The organism is uncultured Maribacter sp., assembly GCF_963974015.1.
In the GTDB taxonomy this organism is placed as follows: Bacteria; Bacteroidota; Bacteroidia; order Flavobacteriales; family Flavobacteriaceae; genus Maribacter.
This window is the reverse complement of record NZ_CAXBBZ010000001.1, coordinates 767,266-781,521: the sequence shown is the minus strand read 5'-3', so window position 1 is coordinate 781,521 and position 14,256 is coordinate 767,266. Positions and strand designations below refer to the sequence as shown.

Annotated in this window: 12 protein-coding genes; 6 read left to right on the top strand and 6 right to left on the bottom strand. The window is 34.3% G+C overall.

Going from position 1 to position 14,256, the window contains the following annotated elements; translation table 11 throughout:
* Window positions 1–13: 13 nt before the first annotated feature.
* On the bottom strand, window positions 14–1,006 hold the full coding sequence (locus tag AACZ41_RS03375) for a sugar phosphate isomerase/epimerase family protein (protein WP_339626513.1): 993 nt from the start codon (window positions 1,004–1,006) through the stop codon (window positions 14–16).
* A 172-nt stretch (window positions 1,007–1,178) separates the two neighbouring features.
* Here AACZ41_RS03375 and AACZ41_RS03370 point away from each other — a divergent pair, with 172 nt between their 5' ends.
* From AACZ41_RS03370 to AACZ41_RS03360, 3 genes are all read left to right on the top strand, one after another.
* The gene (locus AACZ41_RS03370; protein ID WP_339626511.1) at window positions 1,179–2,891 is read left to right on the top strand and encodes a GMC family oxidoreductase; all 1,713 of its coding nucleotides are present in this window, start codon (window positions 1,179–1,181) and stop codon (window positions 2,889–2,891) included.
* Window positions 2,891–3,538: a gluconate 2-dehydrogenase subunit 3 family protein gene (locus AACZ41_RS03365; RefSeq protein ID WP_339626509.1), complete on the top strand. Its 648-nt coding sequence runs from the start codon at window positions 2,891–2,893 to the stop codon at window positions 3,536–3,538. Before AACZ41_RS03370 ends, AACZ41_RS03365 begins: the two co-directional genes overlap by 1 nt.
* Before the next feature lie 81 nt (window positions 3,539–3,619).
* Window positions 3,620–4,537, top strand: coding sequence for a TIM barrel protein (locus AACZ41_RS03360; protein ID WP_339626507.1), 918 nt, complete (start codon window positions 3,620–3,622; stop codon window positions 4,535–4,537).
* 574 nt (window positions 4,538–5,111) lie between these two features.
* Here AACZ41_RS03360 and AACZ41_RS03355 read toward each other — a convergent pair.
* The 4 genes from AACZ41_RS03355 to AACZ41_RS03340 form a co-directional block, all read right to left on the bottom strand.
* Window positions 5,112–7,595, bottom strand: a complete 2,484-nt coding sequence (locus AACZ41_RS03355; RefSeq protein WP_339626505.1) for a ribonucleoside-diphosphate reductase subunit alpha — start codon at window positions 7,593–7,595, stop codon at window positions 5,112–5,114.
* Window positions 7,596–7,766: 171 nt separating this feature from the next.
* Window positions 7,767–8,747, bottom strand: coding sequence for a ribonucleotide-diphosphate reductase subunit beta (locus AACZ41_RS03350; RefSeq protein WP_339626503.1), 981 nt, complete (start codon window positions 8,745–8,747; stop codon window positions 7,767–7,769).
* A gap of 501 nt (window positions 8,748–9,248) precedes the next feature.
* On the bottom strand, window positions 9,249–9,797 hold the full coding sequence (locus tag AACZ41_RS03345) for a hypothetical protein (protein WP_339626501.1): 549 nt from the start codon (window positions 9,795–9,797) through the stop codon (window positions 9,249–9,251).
* 25 nt (window positions 9,798–9,822) lie between these two features.
* The gene (locus AACZ41_RS03340) at window positions 9,823–9,945 is read right to left on the bottom strand and encodes a hypothetical protein (RefSeq protein WP_339626499.1); all 123 of its coding nucleotides are present in this window, start codon (window positions 9,943–9,945) and stop codon (window positions 9,823–9,825) included.
* A gap of 324 nt (window positions 9,946–10,269) precedes the next feature.
* Between AACZ41_RS03340 and AACZ41_RS03335 the strand changes: the two genes are divergently transcribed.
* Together AACZ41_RS03335 and AACZ41_RS03330 are read left to right on the top strand one after the other, a co-directional pair.
* Window positions 10,270–11,004: a LytTR family DNA-binding domain-containing protein gene (locus AACZ41_RS03335; RefSeq protein WP_339626497.1), complete on the top strand. Its 735-nt coding sequence runs from the start codon at window positions 10,270–10,272 to the stop codon at window positions 11,002–11,004.
* A gap of 8 nt (window positions 11,005–11,012) precedes the next feature.
* Window positions 11,013–12,995, top strand: a complete 1,983-nt coding sequence (locus AACZ41_RS03330; RefSeq protein WP_339626495.1) for a tetratricopeptide repeat protein — start codon at window positions 11,013–11,015, stop codon at window positions 12,993–12,995.
* Here AACZ41_RS03330 and AACZ41_RS03325 read toward each other — a convergent pair.
* Window positions 12,988–13,557 (bottom strand): DUF3109 family protein, encoded by a 570-nt coding sequence (locus tag AACZ41_RS03325; protein WP_339626493.1) that lies wholly within the window; start codon window positions 13,555–13,557, stop codon window positions 12,988–12,990. The two genes, AACZ41_RS03330 and AACZ41_RS03325, sit on opposite strands and share 8 nt — an antisense overlap.
* Window positions 13,558–13,671: 114 nt before the next feature.
* Here AACZ41_RS03325 and AACZ41_RS03320 point away from each other — a divergent pair, with 114 nt between their 5' ends.
* Window positions 13,672–14,250, top strand: coding sequence for a MarC family protein (locus AACZ41_RS03320; protein WP_339626491.1), 579 nt, complete (start codon window positions 13,672–13,674; stop codon window positions 14,248–14,250).
* Window positions 14,251–14,256: the final 6 nt, after the last annotated feature.

The window sequence follows — 14,256 nt, the reverse complement described above, 5'->3', positions numbered from 1 at the left end:
GATTCAGTCTAGATTATTCTATTTCTTTTGCAGCTTTTAATAAAAGATCTCTGGTAGCAATTATTCCAGCTTCTTCACTTATTTCTGTACCTTCATACTCAACACCTATAAAACCCGTATAACCTGCTTCTTTTACTATTTTAAGCATTTTAACATAATCTATCCCTGTATCATTCCCATTCGCGTCAAAATTATTCGATTTTGCACTTACCGCTTTAGCGAATGGCATTAATTCTTTAACACCTTTGTATTTGTCATACTCCTTTAAACAATCCCAACTTTCTGGCTTACGTTCTATACAGAAATTACCGAAATCGGGTAAAGATCCGCAGTTATCCATGTTTACGGTTTTCATTACTTCTGCATGAAGTTCACCGTTAGATGATAAACCGCCATGGTTTTCTACCAATATGTTGATATTTTTGGTTTTCGCATAAGTAGCTAATTTTGTTAGTCCGTCTACAGAATTCTTGATCCATTCTTCTGGCACAGTACTACCATTTAGATTAACTCTAATGGCATGACATCCCATAGCAGCTGCCGCATCAACCCATTTTTTATGTTTTTCAACCGTTTCATTTCTTTCAGCTTCGTCGTTAACAGCTAAGTTACCTTGACCATCTATCATGATCAATACATTCTTCATTCCGTACTTTTTTGCCTCTGCATTAGATTTAGCTACAAAATTTGCCATTGCCTCTTCAGAATAATTTGCATCCGCCAATTCAGGATTATACAGTTGACTCACATACTCCAGTCCGGTAAATCCCCAATTTTTTGCTTTTTCGGCAAACGAATATGGATCTACACCGTCTTCATTAATCATTTTATGTATGGACCATTGTGCCAATGATAATTCAAAAAATGGCTCTGAGTTACTATCACTTTCAACGATTTCAGAATCTTCTACTTTTTCTTTTTTCGTTTCCTTACAAGCGTAAGTTCCTAGTAACGAGATTCCAATACCTACAGCTGAGGCAATTCGAATAAAATTTTTTCTTTTCATGTTTGGTAGTTTGTTGTTGTTTGAAATATAACCTTAACAGTTAGCGTTAAAATTAATAATTAATACATTAATCTAACTAGATTCTAATTTTAGCGAATTTCGCAAGAAGAATGGACATTAAATGTATAGAATTAATTTTATATTTAATAAATTTAGAGAATAAACAACTTTTATGAGCAAATTTTATTATAACGAAGAACAAGAGTCCTATGACGCCATTGTTGTAGGAACAGGAATTAGTGGTGGTTGGGCCGCTAAAGAATTATGTGAAGCAGGCCTAAAAACATTGGTTTTAGAACGTGGTCGAATGGTAAAGCATATAGAAGACTATGTAACTGCAAATAAAGATCCTTGGGATTTTCCGAATGCAGGTGCGCCAACAAAAGAAATCATTGAACAACAGCCTAAACAGAATAGAACTGGATACACCACAAGTCAAGCTAGCAATATGTGGTTTGTTAACGACAAAGAACACCCATACAATGAAACCAAACGTTTCGATTGGATGCGTGGTTATCACGTAGGTGGTCGTTCACTACAATGGGGCCGGCATAGTTACCGTTGGAGTGATATTGATTTTACTGCAAATAAGAAAGAAAATATAGCTGTTGATTGGCCAGTTCGCTATAAAGATATTTCACCATGGTATGATAAGGTTGAATCTTACATTGGTGTAAGTGGTGAAAACTTAGGATTGGAACAATTGCCCGACGGACAATTTCTTCCAATGATGGACTTAAACTGCGTTGAGCAAGAGTTTAGAGAAAAAGTTGCTGAAAATTTTGATGGTCGTGTGGTAACCGCTGGTCGTGTAGCACATTTAACCGGAACAAAACAATTCGATGGCAGAAGTAAGTGCCAATTTAGAAATAGATGTATAAGAGGGTGTCCTTTTGGCGCTTATTTCAGTAGTCTTTCTTCAACATTACCAGCTGCAGAGGCCACAGGTAATATGACGTTAAGACCAGATTCGATTGTACATGAAGTAATCTACGATCCAAAAACCAAAAAAGCTACTGGGGTCAAAGTAATTGACCGTGTAACCAAAGAAACATATGAGTTTAAAGCAAAGGTGATTTTCCTTTGTGCATCGGCCATTGCTTCAACATCAATATTAATGCAATCAAAATCTGATACGTTCCCTAATGGTATGGGTAACGAGTCTGACCAACTTGGTCGTAATATTATGGACCATCATCTAGGTGTAGGCGCTCGAGGTAATTTTGATGGTTTTGAAGACAAATTCTATAAAGGAAGAAAACCAAACGGGATCTACATACCAAGGTTTAGAAATTTAGGAGGTGATTCGAACACTACTGCATACAAGCGAGGGTTTGGATACCAAGGTGGCGCTTCAAGAGGAAACTGGGAAGACTCTGTTGCAGAATTTGCTTACGGGGCAGAAATGAAGGAGGCAGCATTAAAACCAGGAGGTTGGCAATTTGGTATGACCGGTTTTGGAGAAGTACTTCCTTATGAAGAAAACAGGTTTACTCTAGATTATGATAAACTAGATGATTGGGGTTTACCAACTGTTACGTTTGATGCAGAATTCAAAGAGAACGAATGGAAAATGCGAGAAGACATGAAACAATCTGCAGTCGACATGTTGACAAAAGCAGGCTTGAAAGATGTTACCCCATATGACAATCCTGGTGCACTTGGGTTAGGAATTCACGAAATGGGTACTGCTCGTATGGGTAGAGATAGAAAAACTTCTGTATTAAACGGAAACAATCAATTACACGACGTTCCAAATGTATATGTAACAGATGGTTCTTTCATGACTTCTGCAAGTTGTGTGAACCCTTCGTTAACATATATGGCCTTTACGGCTAGGGCAGCTAACCATGCCGCTCAGGAACTTAAAAAAGGAAATATATAATGGATAGAAGACGCGTATTAAAAAATATGGGACTGTCACTTGGATATATGGTGGCCACTCCAACCTTACTAGGTCTTGTACAGAGCTGTAAAAATGAACCTGCAATTACTTGGACACCAGAATTCTTAACGGAAGAAGAAGGAAGTGTATTGACCAAATTAGTTGATTTAATTTTACCAAAAACAGACACCCCATCAGCATCAGAGGTTCAAGTTGATATTTTCATCGACAAGTTTGCCAATGACGTAATGGAGAAAGAAAAACAAGATATGTTCAAAATGTCTATGGGGAAATTTATGGATAAGGCGTTAGCAGATTCTGGAAAGGAAAAAGCTGCAGATTTAACATCTGAAGATTTAGAGCCTGTATTATCTAGCTCATTGAAATACTCAAAAAATGATCAAACAAAAATGCTTGAATCTATAACAAGCTATTCAGAAGCTCTTGCAGAAGGCAAAACTTCTACGTTAGATGATGAAACTACAAGGTTTGCCTTTGCAAATAACTTACGTGGACTAGCAATTTGGGGTTACAAAGCTTCAGAATATGTTGGCGAAGAAGTTTTGGCTTACTTACCTGTACCAGGTGAGTACATCGCTTGTGCAGATGTTCAAGAATTAACTGGCGGCAAAGACTGGTCTTTATAAACCAATAAATTAATCAATTACAAACTAGCCAAGAGTCAGATTTTTCTATCTCTTGGCTTTTTTAGTTTTAATATTTAGAAAATGAAAAGAAGAAGCTTCATTCAAAAAACAGCCCTTAGTACGGGAGCAATAAGTTTAGGCAACACACTATCATTCGCCAATTCGATTATCGGTACTACGAATGCGCATCAATTCAATTTGAAATACGCACCACATTTAGGCATGTTCAAACATCTTGCCGGTGATGACCCTATCGACCAGCTAAATTTCATGGCAGATCAAGGTTTTACTGCTTTTGAGGATAATAACATGATGAAGCGAGATATAGCCCTTCAGGAAAAGATTGGTGAAACCTTAGTAAAGCGAGGTATGACCATGGGTGTATTTGTCGTAGATAAAGGCGGTAACATGGAGAATACTTTGGCAGCTGGAAAACAAGAACATCTTGATATTTTTTTGGATGGATGCAGAAGAGCTGTTGATACCGCAAAACGGGTAAATGCCAAATGGATGACGGTTGTGCCTGGTGGTTATGAAAGAAATTTACCTATAGGTATTCAAAATGCCAATGTCATAGAAGCATTGCGCCGAGGTGCAGAGATTCTTGAACCACACGGATTGACCATGGTGTTAGAACCATTATCAGATTCCCCTGATCTTCATTTACAGACCTCTGAGCAAACTTATTTAATTTGTAAAGGTGTAGATAGCCCATCGTGTAAAATACTGTACGATATCTATCATATGCAAAAAAATGAAGGCCATTTAATACACAATATGAACCTTACCTGGGATGAAATAGCCTATATACAAATTGGAGATAACCCTGGTAGAAACGAACCTACTACAGGTGAAATAAATTACCGAAACGTTTTTAAATGGATTCATGAAAAAGACTTTGATGGTGTTCTTGGAATGGAACATGGTAACTCTAAAGATGGAAAAGAAGGCGAGCAAGCAGTTATAGATGCATATAAGCATGAAGACAACTTTTTATAACCTCCCATAACTCTTTATCTTTAAAACCACCCCTCAAAGCAATTAGACAAGGAAAAAGAATGCATTTCATCGAAATATTATCTTTTTTCGATGAAATGCATTATATATTTGTAAGAATAAACTTACTTATTCGTTCTTTTGTGCATGTCCCAATACCTAAACACATTATTTGTCTACGCCGGTTTATTTCTGGCTTCCAAATTATCTTATTATATCTATAAGAAGACAAAAACCGATTCTTTTGAATTTTATCGATTAAAACTAATCTTTAAATGGATGAGCATTAAAAACGTCATAAGATTAGTATTTAACAGTCTATTTAATGACACTATAAAATTTCCGTAATCCAAAAGTAGAATTTATTCGTACATAACTTATAATTCAATACTTAAGCTATGGAAAAGTACGTCACCATTTTGATAATCTACGCAGCTGCCTTATTATTTACAACTGTGTTGAAGCCCTATCTCAAAAATGATAAATAAGAATCCCCTGACTTAACCTCGGCTTTAGCCGCAAATAAAAAAGCCTCCTTATTTAAGGAGGCTTTTTTATTATGTATTAGCCGGAATGCTTAAGAACCACACATTAAACAATCATCATCTGCTTGACCTTCCTTAGCCCTTGCAATCATTTCTTTCATCTCTTGTGGAGACATCGGCTTAATATCTATTTCAGCTTGTGGAGCAACCTTAGAAACAGTTGCTTCTGTACTTACAACCGCATTATTTACGACAGATGTAACCACTTCTGCTTCAACAGCCTCGGCTACTGGAACTTCCTTCTTCTTAGAGTTATCTAAGGTAAATTTAATTGCATCTACCGCAGCTTTGGTACGTAAGTAATACATTCCCGTTTTTAGGCCACTTTTCCAAGCATAAAAATGCATCGAAGTCAATTTCGAATAGTTTGCATTCTCCATAAATAAATTCAAAGATTGACTTTGATCAATAAAGTAACCTCTATGCCTAGACATATCGATGATATCTTTCATACTTAGCTCCCAAACGGTCTTATATAAATCTCTTATGTCTTTTGGTATCGTCTCTATATGTTGAATTGAGCCATTAGCGCGCATTAAATCTTGCTTCATGTTCTCGTTCCACATTCCAAGACCTACTAAATCCTCTAAAAGGTGCTTGTTAACCACAATGAATTCTCCAGATAGTACACGTCTAGTATAAATATTAGAAGTATAAGGCTCGAAACATTCGTTATTACCTAATATTTGAGAGGTAGAAGCTGTTGGCATAGGAGCGACTAATAATGAATTACGCACCCCGTTTTTCACAACTTCCTTTCTTAATTTTTCCCAGTCCCATCTTCCAGATAATTCGTCATCTTTAATTCCCCACATGTTGTGTTGAAATTCTCCTTTAGACATAGGCGAACCTTTAAAAGTAGAATAAGGACCTTCTTCTTTTGCCATTTCTACCGATGCTGTTACTGCGGCAAAATACAAGGTTTCAAAAATTTCTTGATTCAACTTCTTAGCTTCATCACTTGTAAATGGCAAACGTAGCATTATAAAAGCATCAGCTAAACCTTGAACTCCAAGACCAATTGGTCTATGACGCATGTTCGAATTTTCTGCTTCTTTAACTGGATAGTAGTTTCTATCAATTACTTTATTCAAGTTTTTAGTTACTCGTTTTGTAACCTTGAACAATTCTTTATGGTCGAATTCCCCATTCTTAATAAACATTGGCAAGGCTATAGAAGCCAAGTTACATACAGCAACCTCATCGGGGGAGGTGTACTCCATTATCTCGGTACATAAGTTAGAAGAACGTATAGTACCCAGGTTTTTCTGATTACTTTTTCGGTTGGCAGCATCTTTATACAACATGTACGGTGTACCGGTCTCAATCTGTGATTCTAAGATTTTCTCCCATAGTTCACGTGCTTTAACCTTCTTACGACCTTTACCTTCTTCCTCGTATTTAAGATACAGCTTTTCGAACTCCTCACTATGTCTATTATACAAATCAGGACATTCGTTAGGACACATCAATGTCCAATCTTCATTTGCTTCTACCCTTCTCATGAACAAATCAGAAATCCACATTGCATAGAATAAATCTCTAGCACGCATTTCTTCTTTACCATGATTCTTTTTCAAGTCAAGAAACTCATAAATATCAGCATGCCATGGCTCCATATAGATAGCAAAACTTCCTTTACGTTTTCCGCCTCCTTGATCAACGTAACGAGCGGTATCGTTAAATACCTGTAACATGGGAACAATTCCATTGGATGTTCCGTTTGTACCAGCAATATAAGAACCTGTAGCCCTTACATTATGTATAGAAAGACCAATACCCCCAGCAGATTGTGAAATCTTGGCAGTTTGCTTCAACGTATCATAAATACCATCAATACTATCATCTTTCATAGCCAAAAGAAAACATGATGACATTTGAGGTTTTGGTGTACCAGAATTAAACAATGTAGGTGTAGCGTGGGTGAAGTACTTCTTAGACATCAACTCATACGTTTCTATCGCAGAGTCCAAATCATTTAAATGGATACCAACAGATACACGCATTAACATATGCTGTGGACGCTCAGCAATTTTACCGTTCAACTTTAATAAATAAGAGCGTTCTAATGTTTTAAAACCGAAGTAATCATAGCCAAAATCACGGTTATAAATAATTGTAGAATCTAAAAGCTCTGCATTATCAGCAATAACCTTGTACACCTCGTCTGATAATAGTGGTGCTTTTTTACCTGTTCTTGGATTAACGTACAAGTAAAGGTCTTCCATAGTTTCAGAAAACGACTTCTTTGTATTCTTATGTAAATTTGAAACAGAAATACGAGCAGCCAATTTTGCATAGTCTGGGTGTGTAGTCGTCATTGTTGCAGCGATTTCTGCCGCAAGATTATCCAATTCTGAGGTCGTAACCCCGTCATATAGACCTTCAATAACACGCATAGCTACTTTCAAAGGATCTACAAGCCCATTAAGTCCGTAACATAATTTTCTTACTCGAGCCGTAATCTTGTCAAACATGATTAACTCTTTTCTTCCGTCTCTTTTTAATACATACATGTGGCTACTGTTATTTTTTAAAGGTTATCACTATTGGTCATCAAAGCCATCAAGATTTAGCTATAGGGTAAACGTAACTAAAAAATGTAGGCGAAAATTAAATTTGTTATTCTCTATAATGAGTAAAAATTCTTATCAAGTGTTCTGGCCATATTCAGGCTTTCATAAAATTTAAAAATCTGCATCGAAGCTAATTTTCTGATTTTCTTCATCGTTATTCATTACCCCTGCTTTTTGATATTCAGCAACTCTTTTTTCAAAGAAGTTTGTTTTTCCCTGTAATGAAATCATATCCATAAAATCGAACGGGTTTGTAGTATTATAAACCCTATCGCACTCCAGTTCAACAAGAAGTCTATCGGTAACAAACTCTAGGTACTGTGTCATCAATTTAGAATTCATTCCAATTAAACTTGCTGGTAACGATTCTGTAATGAATTCACGTTCTATATCTAGTGCTTCGGTCAAAATCGCAGTGATTCTCTCTTTTGGCACCTTATTGATTAAATGTTTGTTGTGCAAATGAACAGCGTAGTCGCAATGCATTCCTTCATCCCTAGATATCAACTCATTAGAAAAAGTTAAGCCTGGCATCAAACCTCTTTTCTTTAACCAGAAAATTGAACAGAAAGCACCTGAAAAGAAAATACCTTCAACAGCAGCAAAGGCAATTAGCCGCTCTGCAAAACTTGGAGACTCTATCCAATTCAACGCCCAATCAGCTTTTTTCTTAATTGCAGGAAAATTTTCCAAAGCCTTAAAAAGTATATTCTTTTCTTTCTCGTCCTTTACATAGGTGTCGATTAATAAAGAATATGTTTCTGAATGGATATTCTCCATCATAATCTGAAATCCGTAGAAAAACTTGGCCTCGGCATATTGTACTTCACTTACAAAATTCTCAGCTAAATTTTCATTTACGATTCCATCAGAAGCGGCAAAAAAAGCAAGAATATGTTTAACAAAATACCGCTCGTCCTCATTCAATTTATTATTCCAATCATTTAAGTCTTCACTTAAATCAATTTCTTCTGCTGTCCAAAAACAAGCTTCACATTTTTTGTACCAGTCCCATAAATCGTGGTGTTTAATTGGGAATATAACAAATCGGTCTGCATTTTCTTCCAATATAGGCTCTAGGGCTGTGGACATATAATTAAATTTTTAAAAATTAGTTGTAAAGAAGATGAATTCTACCTTCTTGTAGGGACTAACAAAGATTCAAAAATGCATTCAATTTTTAAAGGGTGTTTTAGCATTTAGGCAACAAAGTTTTTAACACAAAATGTTGAAATCTAGGCTCAGAGGTGATGTTCATTGCCTTAAGGCTAATCGATAATTCGAAGTAACTTTTTTTTAAAATTAAACAAAACAATTATAAACCAAAAAGTATAAAAAATCATACTAGGTGGTTTATTAATATTAACTAAAAGAATCTTAGGAATATGGAAGAATTGATAAAAATGTACGGCCCCTCTAATGCTCATATTATGAAAAATGCCCACCAAGACTAATAAAGGTAGTTCCCCCGAAACCTTTTCTTAGACTGTAATTATACGGATAAGCCGTAACCTTACTTATATTGGCGCTCAAAACATCAGAAATAAAATAACATACACTATTTCATAAAGAACCGTACTTATATTTATGCAATTATAATTTTATATCAGCACTAAAAGAACCTTTGATATTCAAAGATTCTCCATTTGCATTTTTAAACTGTACTTCTAGATTACCGTCAATGGTATCTTCATGGTTTTTAATAATTATGATACCACCTGTTTTAATAAAAAAAGGAAGCTCGTTCAGCCCATTTATATCTGCAAAACCATAAACACCATCAAACCCATTAATTAAGCCATTCAAGGTTTTAATTCTATAAAACCCCGTAAACGTTTTTTTCTGAGCAATCTTGTTAGACGCAATTACAAATTCGATTGTTTGTACTTTATCATTATTATTCGTGACGAAATTTAGTATTAACTCATTATGATTATTATTCCGTTCATCTAATTGTATGTTATTTTGAAAGGATGCTATCCCCTCAATTTTAAAATTATATTTACCAGTAACATTAAAATTACATGACCCACTTTTAAGAGCAGGGTAGTCTATAGTTGGCTTTGATCCACTAGAAAGCAGAAATAACGGTATAAAACCGAAAAAAAATAATTTTAGAGACTTACATAGTATTGGAATCATAGATTACACGTTAACATAAAAAAAATCATGGTCGAATAATCGGTTGCTCCTTATTTTCATTTTCGACTACCAAATTTTCGCTTAATTCATTATCGGCTTTCAAAACTTTAGAAGCCATCACCAACAACACTATAAATAATGCAAACATTATGCAGCATTTTCTCATGTTAATAAAATTTAAACTAATTCTAACTTGCTCCATAAAGGTAAATTAAGATGGAAAAAGCTACGTTAGTATTGTATAACCTGTCCTTTTTTTTGTGTAAACTGCCTTTACAAATTTTGAAGAGAACCACATTTCACATATTATGTAATCCTTTTCTTTCAAATAATTTAAAATACGAGAATTGTTACAGCATTATTACTTTTTCAACCGATTATACGAGAATTGCTTCCATTGATACAAATTTGTGCCTGAGAGCTAAACAACCCCCAATTTTTCCCTAACTTTCTATATTAATATATTATTAATATGCTACAGGCCGTAATTGTTGATGATGAAATAAAAGCATTGCAAAGTTTAACTTGGGAACTCACAAATTTCAGCGATGAAATTAATGTTATAGCCTCGTTTACCAACCCACATGATGCTTTAGACTTTCTAGAAAAAAACACTCCTGACTGTCTTTTTCTAGATATTGAAATGCCCACAATGGATGGATTTCAATTCATTCAAAAGCTTACCAACAAAAACTTTCCGGTTGTTATTACAACAGCATATAATCAATACGCCCTAAAGGCAATTAAAAATGAAGCTTTAGATTATCTACTAAAGCCTATTGACACAGATGACCTTGAAGAAACTATTACCAAAATAAAAAAGTTCAATAATAAAAATTTCTCTGTTGAAAAATTAGAGATGGCAATGCTCAATTTCAATTCAAGATCCATACATAAACGAATCACGCTCAATACAGATGGTAAGTTACTTTTTCTTGAGAGTGATGAAATTTTATACGCCGAATCTGATGGGAATTATAGTACTATATTTTTAACAGATGGTCAAAAAATTGTGCTCACAAAAAAATTGAAAGAAGTAAACGAATTATTACCGTCAGACTCCTTTTTTAGAATTCATAATTCTTATATTATCAATCTGAACAAAATAAAAGAATTCTTGAAAACTGATGGTTATGTGGTACTAAAATCGAACCATAAAATACCGGTTTCCAGACAAAAGAAATCAGATTTTTTAGATTTGTTGTAAACCCATTTATGTTTAAACAACTACGAATACATATTCCTAATTCTGAGAATTCAGCAAATAGCAATAGGCTCAACTTCCTATTTTGTATTTTGAGCACCCTATTTTTCATACAATACAACTATTCTCAAACCATACCTTCATCATTCAAAAAGAAGGTCGACAGCCTAATAACTGCAGCACCTGAAACTTATCAAGAAATCGATATAGTTTTAAGAGAATTCAGCAAAGACAGTACCCTAATTCGATACGTTGACAATATATCTGAAGATAAAGGGTATTTATATGGGCAAGCTTATGCACTTAATCAATTAGGTAGAATTTATAGTGATATTTCTTTATACCCAGAGGCATTAGATTTATTTCAAGATGCACTTAAAATCTCCGTCAATGCGAATAGTATAGAATTTAGGGTCTATAGTCTTAACATGACAAGCCTAGTATATAGCGAAACGGAAGCTATAAAATCTGCCCTCGACTACAGTCAAGAAGCACTTGAATTAGCTGAAACAGTTACTAAACCAAACAATGACCTAAAGCGAAGCAAAAATGTTTCACTTAATAGTATTGCTAATATTTATCAAATTTTAGGACAATATGATCTCGCCATAGAAAAATTCGAAAAGTTAATAATTCTTGAAAGGGAACTCGACAATAAATTAGGTCTTGCAATTAATCACCAAAAGCTAGGAGAGTGTTACGAAGCTCAAGAAAAATTAGAACCTGCACTTCAAAACTTCAGAAAATCTCTAGTTTACAATGAAATAATCGATTCTGAAAAAGGAAAGATTATCTGTAATTATAGCATTGCCCATGTTTATGTTCACAACGAAAAAATTAATGAAGCAATAAACATATTACAAACAAACCTACAAAGGGCAATTGCTTTCGGAGACCAAAAAATAGTCGCCATTATCTATAATAATCTTGGTTGGGCGTTAATCTATTTAGGGGATTATGACAAGGCAGAAACAAACTTAAAAACTGGGCTTGACTTGGCTAAAACCTATAATCTAAATGCTGAAATAGCCGAAGCAAATGGGTTTCTATCTGAACTTTGGATTAAGCGTGATGACTATGAAAAAGGTATGGGCTATTATAAAGAGTCTGAAAAATATGAAAAGCGAATTACAAACTCATTAAATTTGAGATATGTAAATGATGTGATTTTGAGGTATGAATCTCAAATGAGCGCTAATCAATTACAAAGACTCTCAGAAGAAAACGAATCCGTTCGTTTAAAACTTAGAAAAAATAGGACAATCTTAATCGTTATCGCAATCTTCTTAATACTATTAACAGCCATACTTTATATACTATACAAACAAAGTCAGTTAAATGCCGAGAAAAAATTATTGACTTTAGAACAAAGCATGTTACGAAGTCAAATGAATCCTCATTTTCTATTCAATTCTTTAAATTCAATTAAATTATATATAATAAATAACGAGAAAAAAAACGCTGTTCATTATCTAAATAAATTTTCGAAACTAGTTCGTAAAATACTTGAAGCTTCTTCACAAAGAGAAATATCATTAGCGGAAGAATTAGAAACGGTTGCTCTTTACATGAATATTGAAAACATTAGGTTTTCTAAAGAAATCAATTTTAATGTTTATGTGAAAGATGACATTAACACTCATAATATTAAGATACCCTCTCTAATTTTACAGCCATTTTTAGAAAATGCTTTATGGCATGGACTATCTTCTAAAGATGGAGTAAAAAATATTGACCTAGAAATCAAAAAAGGAAAAAACGGTTTTATAGAAATAATCATAACCGATAACGGAATAGGCCGTGATGCTGCTGAAAAAATTAAAGATAGTAAGGTTTTAAAAAGAAAATCGGTCGGTATTGATATAACTAAAGAGCGATTAGCAAATTTTTCGCGTGATTACGAGAACTATTTTCATGTTGAGATCATTGACAAGTTCGATGACGACACCAACCCAATTGGCACACAAATAGTTATTTATATACCAACTATTTAAGATGGTCTTTCGCCACCTCTTCTAACTCATTATACCAACCTTCACCAAATTTTCGAATTAAAGCCTCTTTTACGAATTTGTAAACCGGAACTTTTAATTCTTCACCTAACGAACAAGCAGGATCACAAATTTGCCATTTATGATAATTTACAGCAGTTAACTCCGTATACTCTTTAACCCTAACTGGATATAAATGACAGGAAACAGGTTTCTTCCATTTGATTTTACCTTGATTATACGCTTCTTCGATACCACATTTAGCAATTTTTCGCTCATCAAAAATAACGTAAGCACACTCACTACCATTCACTAATGGAGTTTCCCACTCACCATCTTCACCTTTTACAAATGCACCGTGTTCTTCTATAACCTTTATCCCTTCAGGACGTAAAAATGGTTTTACCTTCGCATAAATATCGACCATGATTTCCGTTTCAGAATCCTCTACTGGCGCACCAGCTTCGCCATCTACACAGCAACCACCTTTACAAGCGCTAAGATTACAAACAAAATCATTCTCGATGATTTCTTCTGATACGATAGTTTTTCCTAATTGAAACATGGCCTAATTTAAAGGTCGCAAGATACATTTTTTAAAAAGTAATGGTCTTAGAATATTTTAAGAATAAACGACAAAGTCGATATTTATAAACGTAAATTTGCAAAAATTTTCAACATGGAGTTTCATTTTGATTTTAGGGAAATTATTACAGCAAGTATGGTGCTCTTTGCTGTTATTGATATTTTAGGGAGTATTCCCATTATTATTGGTCTTAGAAATAAGGTTGGGCATATTCAATCTGAAAAAGCTTCTGTTGTTGCCGCAATTATAATGGTTGCCTTTTTGTTTCTTGGAGAAGAAATTTTAAATCTTATAGGTATTGATGTAAACTCATTTGCAGTTGCAGGTGCTTTCATTATATTTTTCTTAGCTATCGAAATGATTTTGGGTATCACTTTATATAGAGATGATGAACCCGAAAGTGCATCTATTGTACCTATAGCTTTTCCATTAATTGCCGGTGCAGGCACACTAACCTCTCTTCTTTCATTACGAGCTGAGTATTATGTTGAAAATATAATAATCGCAATAATCATAAACATTATTTTTGTTTTTATAGTTCTTAAGTCATCTGTTAAGATTGAGAAAATGCTAGGATCAGGTGGTGTTAATGTTATTCGAAAAGTATTTGGGGTTATTCTAATGGCAATTGCAGTAAAATTATTCGCAGCCAATATAAACCAGCTTTTCTAGAAGGGA

Bases quoted from the DNA above. Each gene is read 5' to 3' on its own strand.
- AACZ41_RS03355 (WP_339626505.1), bottom strand. From the start codon at position 7,595: ATGTATGTATTAAAAAGAGACGGAAGAAAAGAGTTAATCATGTTTGAC.
- AACZ41_RS03350 (WP_339626503.1), bottom strand. From the start codon at position 8,747: ATGTCCACAGCCCTAGAGCCTATATTGGAAGAAAATGCAGACCGATTT.
- AACZ41_RS03370 (WP_339626511.1), top strand. From the start codon at position 1,179: ATGAGCAAATTTTATTATAACGAAGAACAAGAGTCCTATGACGCCATT.
- AACZ41_RS03375 (WP_339626513.1), bottom strand. From the start codon at position 1,006: ATGAAAAGAAAAAATTTTATTCGAATTGCCTCAGCTGTAGGTATTGGA.
- AACZ41_RS03360 (WP_339626507.1), top strand. From the start codon at position 3,620: ATGAAAAGAAGAAGCTTCATTCAAAAAACAGCCCTTAGTACGGGAGCA.
- AACZ41_RS03365 (WP_339626509.1), top strand. From the start codon at position 2,891: ATGGATAGAAGACGCGTATTAAAAAATATGGGACTGTCACTTGGATAT.
- AACZ41_RS03335 (WP_339626497.1), top strand. From the start codon at position 10,270: ATGCTACAGGCCGTAATTGTTGATGATGAAATAAAAGCATTGCAAAGT.
- AACZ41_RS03330 (WP_339626495.1), top strand. From the start codon at position 11,013: ATGTTTAAACAACTACGAATACATATTCCTAATTCTGAGAATTCAGCA.
- AACZ41_RS03320 (WP_339626491.1), top strand. From the start codon at position 13,672: ATGGAGTTTCATTTTGATTTTAGGGAAATTATTACAGCAAGTATGGTG.
- AACZ41_RS03345 (WP_339626501.1), bottom strand. From the start codon at position 9,797: ATGATTCCAATACTATGTAAGTCTCTAAAATTATTTTTTTTCGGTTTT.
- AACZ41_RS03325 (WP_339626493.1), bottom strand. From the start codon at position 13,557: ATGTTTCAATTAGGAAAAACTATCGTATCAGAAGAAATCATCGAGAAT.
- AACZ41_RS03340 (WP_339626499.1), bottom strand. From the start codon at position 9,945: ATGTTTGCATTATTTATAGTGTTGTTGGTGATGGCTTCTAAAGTTTTG.